This is a genomic window from Nibribacter koreensis (assembly GCF_039541795.1).
GTDB lineage: Bacteria > Bacteroidota > Bacteroidia > Cytophagales > Hymenobacteraceae > Nibribacter > Nibribacter koreensis.
This window is the reverse complement of record NZ_BAABGX010000002.1, coordinates 1,690,743-1,704,279: the sequence shown is the minus strand read 5'-3', so window position 1 is coordinate 1,704,279 and position 13,537 is coordinate 1,690,743. Positions and strand designations below refer to the sequence as shown.

The following is a 13,537-nucleotide window of genomic DNA, read 5'->3' as shown; positions in this document are numbered from 1 at the left end:
ATGTTCTCGTCGCCTAATAGCACGTTCCGGAAAATCATTTCGGGGCTGTGGCTTTGCTTTGCCGGAGGATTCATCTTCTTCGTTCTATACGTTTTTGCCGTCAGCATCAACTTTCTCAACCTCTTTGGAGATCTGCCAGATTTAAAGGCCCTGGAGAACCCTAAGAGCGAACTGGCGTCTGAGGTCTATTCAGAGGACGGCGTCTTGCTGGGTAAATACTTTAGAGAGAACAGAAGCCCAGTAACCTATGAGCAACTCCCCAAGCATTTGGTAGATGCCCTCATCGCTACAGAAGACATTCGGTTTGAAGAGCACTCCGGTATTGACTTTAAAGGAACCCTGGCGGTACCCTACTACCAATTGACCGGCAAGCAGGATCGTGGTTCCAGTACGCTTACCCAGCAGTTGGCGCGTAACCTGTTCAGGACCCGCAGTGACTTGAACGACGGTTTGTTGAGCAGTGTGCCCGGCTTGCGCATGCTCATCATCAAGACCAAAGAATGGATCATGGCCATTAAACTGGAGCGCTCTTACACCAAAAAGGAGATTCTCTTGATGTACCTGAACACCGTGGACTTTGGGAGCAATGCCTATGGGGTGAAAGTAGCCGCTAAGACGTTCTTTAACAAAGCCCCTGAGCAGTTAACCCTGGAAGAATCAGCTACCTTGGTGGGCGTCTTGAAAGGGCCTTCGTTCTACAGTCCGGTAAGCCAGCCAGAGCGTTCTAAAGCCAGACGCAACACGGTGCTGGACCAGATGCTCAAATACAACTTCATTGATCAGCCGGCCTATCAAGCCAGCGTGGACAAGCCCATGAAACTGGATTTCAATGTAGAGAACCAGAACAAAGGCCTGGCACCTTATTTCCGGACGGAAATGGGTAAATTCCTGACCAAGTGGGCGAAGGAAAACGGCTATGACCTGTACTCAGATGGTTTGCGCATCTATACCACCATCAACTCACGCATGCAGAAGCATGCCGAGGATGCCGTGGAAGATCACATGAAGGCCATGCAGAAAATCTTCTTTCAGCAGTGGAAGGGTAAAAACCCCTGGATAGATGAAAACGGCAAAGAGATCAAGAACTTCCTGGCCACTCAAATCAAGCGCACGGCCCGTTATCAAAGCTTGGATGAACAGTATGACGGCAATGAGGACTCCATCAAGTACCACTTAACCAAAAAGATACCCATGCGGGTGTTCTCCTGGAAGGGTGAGATTGATACGCTTATGAGCCCAATGGACTCCCTGCGGTATTACAAGCACTTCTTGCACGCTGGTTTTATGGCTATGAACCCCTTGAACGGACATGTGAAAGCGTGGGTAGGCGGTACCAACTACAAGTACTTCAAGTATGACCACGTGCAGCAAGGTGCCCGTCAGCCGGGCTCTACCTTTAAGCCGTTTGTGTACACTGCCGCTATTGAGGCAGGCTACTCGCCTTGCTATGAAGTGGTAGACGCGCCCGTGACCATCATCAATGAAGACGGCGTGCCCTGGACGCCTAAAAACTCTGACGGTGTATACACAGGCCGCAGACACACCTTGCGCGAGGCCCTGGCGCTTTCGGTTAATACCATTACTACCTTCTTGATGAAGAAGCTAGGCGCCGAGGCGGTTGTCAACACGGCCCGCAGACTAGGCATTACTACTCCGCTGGAGCCGGTTCCGTCTTTGGCCTTAGGCTCTAGTGATGTGACCCTTTTTGACATGGTGGGTGCGTATGGCACCTTCGTGAACAAAGGCGTTTGGACGCAGCCGCAGTACATTTTGCGCATAGAAGACAAAGCAGGCACCGTGGTGCAGGAGTTTGCTCCTAAGACCGTTGAAGCCTTAAGCGAAGAAACCGCCTACCTGATGGTGCATATGCTACAAGGTTCGGCAGATACGCGCGGTGGCACGGCATATTATGGCCTTCGGTTCAGAAATAACTTAAAGAATGAGATTGGCGCCAAGACCGGTACCACCTCTAACTATTCAGACGCGTGGTTCATGGGTATCACCCCAGACCTGGCCGCTGGCGTTTGGGTAGGCGGAGAGGACCGTAGCATTCACTTTAGAAGTGCGGCCTACGGACAAGGGAATAAGTTGGCCATGCCCATCTACGGTGCCTTTATGCGGAAGGTGTACGCAGACAAGTCATTGAACGTGTCTAAGGCTCCTTTCCCTAAACCAGCTGCGCCTTTGTCTACTAATATCAATTGTGGCGCTTATAATACAACACCTGCGCTCCCAGATTCCGTACAACAAGACCAGGTTTTAACCATTCCTGCTAAAGTAACGGAAGAAGAGTTTTAACAGAGCGCGCATGGCTGTTGAGGAACAGATAAGGGAACAGATTAAGCACTTGCCTCACCGGCCGGGTATCTATAAGTTTTATGATGATAAGGGCATTATCTATGTTGGTAAAGCCATAGACATCAGGAAGCGGGTGAGCAGTTACTTTAATCGTTCCACCCAGCACAATAAAAAGACCAAGAAGCTCATTTCGCAGATTCTGCGCATTGAGTTTACCATTGTGGACAATGAGGCTGATGCTTTCTTGCTAGAGAATAACCTCATCAAGCAGCATCAGCCCAAATACAACATCCTGCTCAAAGACGGCAAGACGTATCCTTATCTGGTCATTACCAATGAGCGGTTCCCCCGTATTTTCAGCACGCGCAATAAGATCAATGACGGTTCAAGGTACTTCGGGCCGTACCCCACGGGCACCAGCATGTATGTGTTGTTGGAACTGATTAGGTCCTTGTACCCATTGAGAACGTGTAGTTACAATCTTTCTCAGGCCAATATAGACGCTGGCAAGTTTAAAGTTTGCCTAGAGTACCACATAGGCAACTGCAAAGGCCCTTGTGAGAACCTTTACTCAGAGGAAGAATACAACCAGCACATTCAGCAGATCAGGAACATCCTCTCGGGGAACCTCACCATCGCCAAGACTTACTTTAAGGAGCGCATGTCTGAGGCGGCGGCAGACTACCAATATGAGCTGGCGCATCAATACAAGCAGAAGCTAGATAGGCTTGAAGATTTCCATGCCAAATCTACGGTGGTGAGTCACACGCTTACCAACATTGACGTCTTCACCATCACCTCTAATGAGAAATGTGCCTTTGTCAATTACCTGAAGGTGATGAACGGGTCCATCATTGCCACCCAGTCCCTGGAATTGCAGAAGAAGTTGGAAGAGACCGACCAAGAGATTCTGGCGTCTATCATCATGCAACTGCGCCAAGAGTTTGAAAGCATGTCCAGGGAAATCATTGTCAACATTCCTGACTTGGTACTGCCTCTGGACACGGTTTCTATCACGGTTCCGCAGATTGGGGATAAGAAGAAACTGTTGAACCTCTCCATGAAGAATGCGCTCTACCTGCGCAAAGAGAAAGAGAGCATGCAGGACAAGTCCAAAGACAGCAACGAGGTACGCATCATGGAGACCATGAAGAAGGACCTAAGACTGACCGAGCTCCCTAAGCACATAGAATGCTTTGACAACTCCAACTTTCAAGGAGACAATCCGGTGGCGTCTATGGTGTGCTTCAAGAATGCGCGGCCTTCTAAGAAAGACTACCGCCATTTCCACATAAAGACGGTGGTGGGCCCAGATGACTTTGCGTCCATGTATGAAGTGGTGACGCGGCGGTACAGAAGACTGCTAGATGAAGGAACGCCTTTACCGCAGTTAATTATTGTAGATGGGGGCAAAGGCCAATTGGGCATGGGTGTGAAGGCCCTCAAGGACTTGGGCATTTACAGTCAGGTGGCCATTGTGGGCATTGCCAAACGATTAGAGGAGATTTTCTATCCTGGAGACACGCTCCCCTTGTACATTGACAAAAAGTCTGAGTCCTTGCGTTTGATTCAGCGCATTAGAAATGAGGCTCACCGCTTTGCCATTACCTTCCACCGTTCATTGCGTGACGCGGGTACGCTACAGACAGAACTCACGCAAATTAAAGGACTGGGACCCGCTACCGCAGAGAAGTTGTTGACCAAGTTTAAGTCAGTCAAGAAGATTGCCGAACTCTCACAGCAGGAGCTTGAAGCCGAGGTAGGAAAGAGCAAAACCAAGTTGCTGCTAGCTCATTTCGGGAAAGCGTAGGTGCCGTTTTTGGCTTATTTTCTGGAAAAGAAGCCAAAAACGACGATTCTGCCATTTCAATAATTCACAGCACTTTCTACTAATCCTCAAGCCAAAGGTGAATTTTGATAGGCTGTAAAATGACCAAACAGACAAACTTACCGTTTTCAGCCTACTTTTCAGAAAACAGCCAAAAAACGTACTTCGCCTCTGCATTTGCGCAGTTCTACCTTCACTCGGCATAGACTACAGAGAACTCTTAAATCCTACCGACATAGCAAAGTTGTGTCACTTAATCTTTCAGATGAGAAACCAATTCCTAATCAATCTGTCTTTGGTTAAAATAAGAGGTATTCAAAAATACTTACTTACACCATTGTGATGGACATTATCCATCCTGTAAATCAGCGATGAAATAAAATTTAGGGCATAAAAAAAGGAGACCAAATGGTCTCCTTTTTTACTTAATACTGTATTTTTATTAGTAACTCCAAAGGCTATATTCAAACTCAATAAGTTCTTCCATGGCTTGTTGAGCAGCCAAAAGGCCTTTCTTGCCAGAACCGTAAACCTCGTCTAAGCGCTCATTGCCTACGTTAGACACCTTGGTGATGTAAGAGCTAAACAACCATAAGTCAAAGGCATCTGCTAGGTTCTTGTGTTGCGCATCATTCATCTGGTTAAACCAAAGCGCCTCGTCTGGATGAGCTTTGAACACTTTATGCAGGTCACTGAATTTGAAAGAAGCAGCCGTCTTCTCAATCCCTAGTGGATCAAACTTAGAAGGAACGGTAATAGTGATGGCCTGGATGTCATGATACAAACGTGAACGTTTTTTATCAAAGATCACATCCTCTTTCAATTCCAATTGATACAATTGGTTGGCAAAAAGCTCATTAGAAGCAGTCATAGGCGCAGGAGTCGCCGCCGCTTTACCACCTTTAGTTGCTGGTTTAGCAGGAGCACCCCAACCATCATCTGCTACGGCTGCATCAGCAGTAAAACCAGCCTTCTTCTCTTCTTCGGTTAGTACCGTAGCACCACCTTGGGCAGGAGAAATAGCGGTCAAGAACTCTTGAGCCGTAATAGGTCTGTTTAAGCTGTCAGTAGCATATGGTTGTAGTTCACCACGCTTCACGGCTTCTACAATTAGCTTCGTGATTTCTTTCCCTGGTGAGAACATTGGCTTGTTCTGCTTCTCACGCAAATCAATCAAACGCCAAACCGTTTTCTTGAACATCACGTCAGATGGCGGAATTGGTCTAGCAGATGGATTAGCAGAATCAGACTTAGCCAGTAATTGTTGGGATCTCTGGGATGCAGCTGCCTCTTGTTGTTGTCTTGCCAACTCCTCTTGACGGGCTTTCTCTTGAGCCGCCGTAGCTGCCGCAGATTTAGCCTGGGTTGTTGTGCTCTTTTTAGTAGTAGTGGTTCTTTTTTGAGCCACAGATACCATTGGTAAGCTCAACAAACCCGCTACACCCAAAACAATTAACTTTTTCATGGTACTAGGGAATTAACTTAATTAATTAAGTGCAAAAGTCGTGCTCATTCCGTTTGACGGAACAGTTTCCTGCTGATCACGGTAGTTCATTCTACGAACCTCTTTGATCTCAATGGCAATACGGTCACCCGGACGTGCTTTTGATGCAAGGTTAGTAATGTTTACCTGAGGTCCGTTACCAGGCACTTGGTCTACTGGGCGGTTACCACGTACCAAATACACTGTATAGCTGGTAACTCTATAACGAGCTTCTTTTGGAAGCAAGTTTTTAAAGCTTTCATCTGGCACGGCATTCACCTGTAGGATTCTTGGACCTGGAGCAGGCATTCCTCTTACTGGGTCAATCTGACGGCCATTTGCCAATACAGCGATCTGTGGCCTTGGAACCGTCTTCACAGTGAATTCTTGTGAACCAATCAGGTTGCCCCCGCTGCTCACGTTCAATTTCACGGTTCTTCCGTTAGGAATGATGGTCACAAAACCTTTCTTAGCTCCTTTTACAACAGTAGCGCCAGAAGCAGAGAAAGAAGGATCATATGTAGCACCTAACGCTGGAACCTGAATGTTTAGTTCGTTACCGCAGTTAAAATACAATGAGTTAATTGCAGCAGACTGAATTTGCATCACTGGTTTAGCTACTACGTAGTCTTGTTTTACTGTAAAGACAGTATCACGACCGCTTGGCTGACGGAAACGTACTTGGCCCGTCCATTGCTTTTTAGCATTGCCCTCAGCATCATAGTTCCCAGCGCTAGCTGTGAATTCAATCTGTCCTTTACCAGCTTGCACTTTGATGGGTCTACCGTCTACAGACATTGTAGGCGTTACGGCATCAGATGAAGCAGCTAAGAACATCTCAGCTTTGTATTTGGTACCGGCAGCTACAGTTTTTGACTCTGCGCTGGCCATGGCAAATATTTTCTCAAACTTGATGATATCTGCACCTACCTTTTGAGCTAATTTAGAAAGGGTCTCTGACTCATATTTCAACACTTCAGATTCCATTTGCGCTAGGGTAGCCAAAGCAGCCACAATAGGGGTTTCTTCAAAGTTGATTTCAGCAAAGTCCTTTTTCTTTTGCTCTTTGTTATTCTGTACTCTTGGGTCTTCATTACCGCTCATCGCCAATTTAGCTGGAGCGTTCTCATTATACTGACGCAGGAAAGTAGCATATTCATTTAGCTTTTTCTCAAGCTCATATCCTTTGCCACCTTTTCCTGGACCGCCAATCATGAGCATGTTGACACTTTCATTCTTAGATGGGTTCTTATAACCACCAGTTTCAAGGTCTTCTCCGCCAGCTTCTTTAATTAACTGCTCGCGTAAACCATCCATATAAGCAATTAGCTCACCTGTCTTAGTTCTTACGGCAGTAGCGCTTTCTACTACTCTAACGTCTGCAGGTCTGTTGCCAGACTCCCCAACCGTAGATTTTATTCCGTTTACAATTCCTCCGTTTTCACCTTTTGTTTTAGTGTTTACAGCTGTTAAGCTGTCATCTATAAACTGAAATTTTAGAAGAATTGCAGAGCTTACGTTCAAAGCCAACATTGCAGTAAGAACGAGATACATCATCCCGATCATTTTCTGCCGTGGCGTTTCTTTTCCTCCAGCCATATAATCCTTGTGTCTAGCTTTTTGTTAAACTATTGGTTTAAAAATAGGATTGGCAGAGATTAACCTCTCATTGCGTTAAGCATGTTGCCGTACACATTGTTCAATGAGTGAAGGTTCTTAGTTAAGTTAGTAACCTCTGTCTTGAACTGCTCTGTATCGCGGCTTGCTTCTGTCAAATTCTCCATAGCCATAGTCAAGCTACCGTAGAATTTGTTCATTGATTTTAAGTGGTTGTTGGCGTCTTGCAACTCCATTTCATACACAGCGTTCAAAGCACCCAAATTCTTGGTGATGTTCTGCACTTGCGTATGGTATTCTTGTGTGTCTGTAGTTGATTTGGCCATATGAGAAACAGCCTCAACAGTTCTGCCATACGCCTCATTGATTTTGTCTAATGAACCGGCAGCCATTTTAACACGGGTAGTGTACTCATTGGTAGCAACAGTAGCATCTGACAAGTCAGACATATGGGCAGCAGTCTCGCTCAATCTGTTTAAGCCTTGACCCAAAGTATTGATAGTAGCTGGCGTTACGTTAGCGTCACGTAACATTTTGTCTAAGTCACCAGTCAATGAACCTTCATTAGACTTAGTAGCTACTGTAGGAAGTGGACCATCATAGTCATCACGCAACTGTGGATATACGCGCTCCCAGGCTGGATCATGTGGTACTGGTTGGAAGGCACTTAAGAAGAAGATAACTGCTTCAGTACCCAAACCAATCATTAGCATGATGTCTGCAGGGCCAATGTGCAAGATTTTAAACAATGCACCCAAGATTACGATTGCGGCACCAATACCATAAATTTTGGGCATTAAACCATCCCAGAACCAGTGACCTTTTGATTTGCTCATTTTTTTGACAGATTAAAGTTATTAAGATTTGCGTTGTTTGATATTCGTCTATTAGAAAGGGTCTAGATTAGTTACCGAAGCCAAACTCACGGCCTGATGAACGACCAATGTAGATCATGGCACTGCGGAAACCGATAAAGGATCTGGTTGAATCTTCGTGCTCAAAGTTACGAACACCTGTCTCCAAGAAGTGAGCAATGTCTTTCCAAGAACCACCGCGTACAACTTTCTCTTTGATAGTGTCATTGCTAAAGGTTGGGTTCAAGTCCCATACCAATGGAACAGAAGCTACTGAGTAAGCATCTTCGCACCACTCAGCCACGTTTCCAGACATATCATACAAACCGAAGTCGTTTGGATAGTACTGGCCTACTGGAGCCGTGTAGGTAAAGCCGTCGCTGTAGTAGTCACCACGGCCTGGCTTAAAGTTAGCCAGCATACAGCCTTTAGAGTTACGCAAATAAGGACCACCCCAAGGATAGGTTGCCAAATCACGACCACCACGGGCTGCATATTCCCACTCAGCCTCAGAAGGCAGACGGAAGTTAGGCATTGGGGCCTGGCCGTTTTCTAAGTTATAATTGTTCTTGTGCTTGGTGCGCCACTCATTGAAACGCTTAGCTCCATGCCAGCTCACACCTACCACCGGATAGTCATCAAAGGCTGGGTGCGTATAATAGTACTCCATCAATGGATCACCCATGTGATTGCTAAAGTCTTTCACCCAAACAGTGGTGTCTGGATAAAGCTTAGTCATGATGTAATCCTCATCATAGCCTGGTGCGCCAGCAGAGTCTGTCTTGATGGCGTCCACAAACTGACGATACTCATTGTTGGTAATCTCAGTCTCGTCCATGTAAAAGCCACCAATAGTCACCTGCTTGTTCAGGTTGGACATACTTGCGGCAATATCCTGGTCTGTCTGACCCATGTGAAACGTTCCGCCTGGGCAGGCAATCATTCCATAGGGCACCTCTTGCGGATTAAAGTCCGGACGGTCCTCTGCACCAATCAGATCACCTTCGGAGCTTCTTCCCATACCGCAACCCACCGTCAAAATGGCGCTCAAAGCAATGGCAGAAAACTGTAAAACCTTATTCATATAACTTGAAAATTGAAAAGAAAACGCGCTAATAAAGGGTATTCTGATTTTAAGAAAGCAAATATAGATAAGTGGTTTCAAAAATAAAACTATTAATTTTTCTTGAACATATTTTTTTTAACGTTCCCGCAAAAAAAATAGTATTAGAAACCAGTAATATAATAGAGTCAAGTATTTGACCATCCTCCCACACTTACTCCCTAAAAATTATATCTAGGGGTTCTGATAGGCGGTTTTGCAGTATTCTTAGATTTTGGCAATCTATACCCTAACATAACTTCATGTGAGGTAGCACTTTTAGCAGATGCATCTACCAAGGTATAATCAAACGCATACCCAAAGCTTAAAGCATTGTCTTTCAGAAAGTAAACCCCCAACAAGCCGGTGGCTGCTTCTCCAAACCTGTAACCGGCACCCGCCCAGAACTTATCATAGAGCGTAGTCCTTCCTCCCACTTCCACAGACGATACGCCCGCGCTCAAATCATGTTTCAAAATGGCTGTTGGTGTGACAGAAACGCTTCCAGATAGCTCGGCAGTATACCCGCCCGTCACCATCACATGCTTTTCTCCGGTCACTGTACTTCTCTCTACCCCGCGGTCCCTGTTCTCAAACTCATAAGTGGAGCCTAATAAATTAGTGACACCCACGCCTGCATACCACTTTTCATGTTGGTACCACAACCCGGCCCCCATGTCTAGTTTTCTATCTGAGCTCTGGAAGGGCACCCTAGGATCTGACTCCGTATTGGGCCTATAACTCCCTTTGCTCATGTTAGTTATGTTACCCTGAACACCTATTCCTAAATTACCGTTCCCTAAAGAGACATGGTAGGCATAAGAAAGTTGGGCCTGAAAAACATCTACCGCGCCAATCTCATCTTTCATCACCACCAGCCCTACACCACTCTTTAATGAAGGAAGGGGGGTAGAGATGGAGAAAAGGCCTGTTTTGGGAGAGCCCCCATTGTCAAAGGAGCCATCATAGCCTAGCCATTGATAGCGATAGAACAAATTGAGCTCGGTCTGCCCTTTAATACCAGCGTACCCTGGACTAATGAACTGACCATTGAACGCGTAATGGCTAAACTGGGGAAGTTGTTGCGCCGCCACAGGCATAGAAACCAACAAACAGGCACTGGCAAACAGATTGCGTAAAGTTTTGGTCATCATACCAAGAGATAGAAAACGTTGGGCACAAGTACCTTTGAGCAAAAGCTATGAAAATGATGGATAAAGACCAAAAAATGTATTCATTTTCTAAGCTATTGCTTTGCTACGTAGATTCCACCCTAAGGTAGCGCAAAACAATTTATTTTTTACCAGAGTTCTGCTGAATGTACACTTCAATGGCACCGGTCATAGAAGGAGCATTGGGCATGGGCGCCACAATATCCAATTCCAAACCTGCATCTCTTACTGCCTGCGCCGTAGTTGGGCCAAAGGCAGCAATACGCGTACCTTCCTGCACAAAATCAGGGAAGTTGGTAAACAGAGAGTGAATCCCTGACGGACTAAAGAAGGCGATGCAGTCATATTTTACCTCAGCTAGGTCAGATAGGTCAGACGCTACGGTCTTGTACATGGTGGCCTCAGAGAAGTCAAAGCCATTGGCCCGCATAAACTCTGGGATGTCTTCTTTTCTGATGTTAGAGCAAGGATATAGGAACTTCTCCGTCTTGTGCTTCTTTAACACTTCAAACAGATCAGACGCCATTTTACCGCCCACAAACAACTTGCGCTTGCGCAGCACAATGTATTTCTGTAGGTAGTAAGCCGTCTGATCAGATATACAGAAGTACTTCATCTCTGCCGGCACGTCTATCTTGCCTTCGGCACAGATTCTAAAGAAGTGGTCAACGGCATTGCGACTGGTGAAAATAACCGCCGTATGCTCCAGTATGTTCACCTTGTCTTTTCTGAATTCTTTGAAAGGAACCGGCTCAATGTCTATAAAAGCCCTAAAGTCTACTTTAATCCCATACTTCTCAGCAATGCTTAAGTAGGGTGAGTTGTCATTTGCCGGCTTTGGTTGCGTAACCAGAATACTGGAGATTTTCTTCGAATGTCTGTCCGCACCCAACTTTTCTTTACCGTCAGCCATGTTGTAGAAAGTAGTTAAAACGACTTTTAAATTGAGGATTCAAGTGACAAAGCGCTTATTATCCGCCTGTTACTACACAAAAACGATCAATTTGAGCAAAATCATCAAAGGGATCACTTCCGTGGCGCAAATGTACGAAAATAAATGCAGATTTTGAAGTGAATACTTTTTACTGATTGTAAGAAAAGTCCTGATTACTGTGAAAATAAGCAAAACAGCCACACTTAGATTGGCTATCCAATAGATAGTCAAAGGCGCTGATTTAGAAAGCCCTAAATGCAGGAGCATGATTAGCGGCAAAAATACGCCCAAGGCCAGCAGGGTACGCAGAAACTCGCGGTATTGCGTAAGTACCACTTCGCTCACCCCAAAGATAAACCCCATCAGTTGCAAAAACAGGTATTTAAACACCACAAAAGAGAGCACCAACAACGCATACAGGATAATCTTGAGGATTAAGTCTGCCTGCGTCACCGTAAACAACTGGTTTAGCAAAGCCAGCTCCTCAATGTCTCTGTGAATGGCCACTATCAAAAGCGCAAAGGATAAGGAGAAGGCCAGCACAAAAAGAATACTTGACCAGTTGCCAATGGGCTTTGCCAACAACCCTTCTTCCAGGGTTTTCTCCTTGGCAAAGTTAGAGAGCTTAAATATGCTGTTAAAGTCTGTAGGAAAGGTCATACGCAAGCTTCCGTAGATTAGGCCCACTATCACCATAAACAGAATAAGGACGCTACGTGGCGAACCAGAAGGCTTTGCAACTATCTTCTGTGTGGCTGACTGTGACATAAAATTACTTTGCGTCACCTCCTGCACCTCAGGCATTTTAAAAGACTGGTAGTTGGGCTGTTGCTGCGGATTCCAGACAGACAGCAGGTACTTCTGACCAGGCTTCATCCATTTGCTTAAATCCAGAGTGTACTTAGCAGTAGAGTCTGCCACAAACACCAGCTTGTTGTCCAGAAAAACGCACAAGTGCTGCCGGGCGGCAAACTCCACCTTGGGACTTGTAAAGGCATCTAGCTGTACCCACTGGTACAAGGCTTGCCGCTCATCATGAAACTCTGGCAGGTAAGGCACCAAGTGATTGGACTTGGGCTGGTAGATAAGCCAGTCAGAAGATAGCAAAGGCTTGAGCGGGACAGGTTGCGCCGCCGCCATCCCCCACATCAACCAGAAGCCCAGGAGCCATCCCCACACTCGCATAGGTTACGCCGTAGGGGTGGTGGTAGCTTTGGTGGTACTCTGCCCCAAGACAAAACTCAAGGCCAAAGAGAAGCCCAACAGGCAAAGCAACAGATTGAGGTTACCCCAGTGAGAGAAGTAGAACACAAACGCCGTCACCAGAATATTGAGCAGGGCCAGAATCATCACGGTAGTCACCTGGCTAAAACCCATGGCCAGCACCCGGTGGTGAATATGGTTCTTGTCTGGGGCAAAAGGAGATAGGCCTTTCAGTACGCGTATGATAGAAACCCTGATGGTGTCAAACAGTGGCACAAACAAAACCCCCAGGGCCACAGACGGCGAAGAAGGCACGTAGCGCATCTCAATAAACTGGATGGCCAGCACGGATACAATGAAGCCACAGACCAGAGAGCCCGTGTCACCCATAAAGATCCTGGCTTTGTAGAAGTTGTACCGCAAAAAACCAAGCAAACCACCTATCAAACAAACGGCTACGCCTGCATAATTAGAGAAACCGCTGTAATGCGAATCCCAGAAGAAGAAGCCAAACGTAGCCACAATGATGGTGACCATGGTGCCAGCCAGACCGTCCAGGCCGTCAATCAGGTTAATGGCGTTGGTGATTCCCACAATGGCAAAGAAGGTAAAGGCATAGCTCAAGCCAATGGGCAACTCATGAATGCCAAAAATGCCCTGAAAGCTGGAGATTCTGATGTCTGCCATGAACATAACCACGCCTGTAGCCAGCACTTGCATAAAGAACTTCTTGAACGCCGAAATGGACACCAAGTCATCCTTCAATCCACCAAAGAACAGAATGATACAGCCGGCCAGCAGTTGCTGCACGCCGTTGTTCAAGTCACCAAAGATGGTGAGCGCCGACATGAAACCGGCAAATACCCCAAGCCCTCCTAGTCTGGGAGTAAGCGACACGTGCACCGTGCGCTGATTGGGCTGGTCCAGAATGTTTTTCAAGTGCGCTACATACACAATAGACGGTATGGCAAACAGGGCAATGAAAAACGACCAACTAAAGGAAAGCAGGTAGGTAACAAATTTCATGAGGTGTCACAAAGGTATAA

Annotated in this window: 10 protein-coding genes; 2 read left to right on the top strand and 8 right to left on the bottom strand. The window is 46.3% G+C overall.

What is annotated here, in order from left to right; translation table 11 throughout:
- Both ABD880_RS14605 and uvrC read left to right on the top strand, forming a co-directional pair.
- Complete coding sequence (locus ABD880_RS14605) at positions 1-2,298, top strand: penicillin-binding protein 1A (RefSeq protein ID WP_425575840.1); 2,298 nt, start codon at positions 1-3, stop codon at positions 2,296-2,298.
- Positions 2,299-2,308: 10 nt separating this feature from the next.
- A complete protein-coding gene (gene uvrC / locus ABD880_RS14600; protein ID WP_345167599.1) occupies positions 2,309-4,108 on the top strand; it encodes an excinuclease ABC subunit UvrC in 1,800 nt (599 codons plus the stop codon).
- Between the two features lie 460 nt (positions 4,109-4,568).
- Here the strand turns inward: uvrC and porN are convergent, their stop codons facing one another.
- From porN to ABD880_RS14560, 8 genes are all read right to left on the bottom strand, one after another.
- Positions 4,569-5,591, bottom strand: coding sequence for a type IX secretion system ring subunit PorN/GldN (gene porN, locus ABD880_RS14595; RefSeq protein WP_345167596.1), 1,023 nt, complete (start codon positions 5,589-5,591; stop codon positions 4,569-4,571).
- A gap of 21 nt (positions 5,592-5,612) precedes the next feature.
- Positions 5,613-7,208 (bottom strand): type IX secretion system motor protein PorM/GldM, encoded by a 1,596-nt coding sequence (porM, locus tag ABD880_RS14590; RefSeq protein WP_345167593.1) that lies wholly within the window; start codon positions 7,206-7,208, stop codon positions 5,613-5,615.
- Between the two features lie 59 nt (positions 7,209-7,267).
- On the bottom strand, positions 7,268-8,062 hold the full coding sequence (porL, locus tag ABD880_RS14585; RefSeq protein WP_345167590.1) for a type IX secretion system motor protein PorL/GldL: 795 nt from the start codon (positions 8,060-8,062) through the stop codon (positions 7,268-7,270).
- A 67-nt stretch (positions 8,063-8,129) separates the two neighbouring features.
- The gene (gene porK, locus ABD880_RS14580) at positions 8,130-9,164 is read right to left on the bottom strand and encodes a T9SS ring complex lipoprotein PorK/GldK (protein WP_345167587.1); all 1,035 of its coding nucleotides are present in this window, start codon (positions 9,162-9,164) and stop codon (positions 8,130-8,132) included.
- 200 nt (positions 9,165-9,364) lie between these two features.
- Positions 9,365-10,336 carry a PorP/SprF family type IX secretion system membrane protein gene (locus tag ABD880_RS14575; RefSeq protein ID WP_345167582.1) on the bottom strand — a complete coding sequence of 324 codons (972 nt, stop codon included), beginning with the start codon at positions 10,334-10,336 and terminating at the stop codon, positions 9,365-9,367.
- Between the two features lie 139 nt (positions 10,337-10,475).
- Positions 10,476-11,267, bottom strand: coding sequence for a uroporphyrinogen-III synthase (locus ABD880_RS14570; RefSeq protein WP_345167578.1), 792 nt, complete (start codon positions 11,265-11,267; stop codon positions 10,476-10,478).
- 72 nt (positions 11,268-11,339) lie between these two features.
- Entirely contained in the window at positions 11,340-12,473 is a 1,134-nt protein-coding gene (locus ABD880_RS14565; RefSeq protein ID WP_345167575.1) for a DUF4271 domain-containing protein, read from the bottom strand.
- 3 nt (positions 12,474-12,476) lie between these two features.
- Positions 12,477-13,517 (bottom strand): MraY family glycosyltransferase, encoded by a 1,041-nt coding sequence (locus tag ABD880_RS14560; RefSeq protein ID WP_345167572.1) that lies wholly within the window; start codon positions 13,515-13,517, stop codon positions 12,477-12,479.
- Positions 13,518-13,537 lie beyond the last annotated feature (20 nt).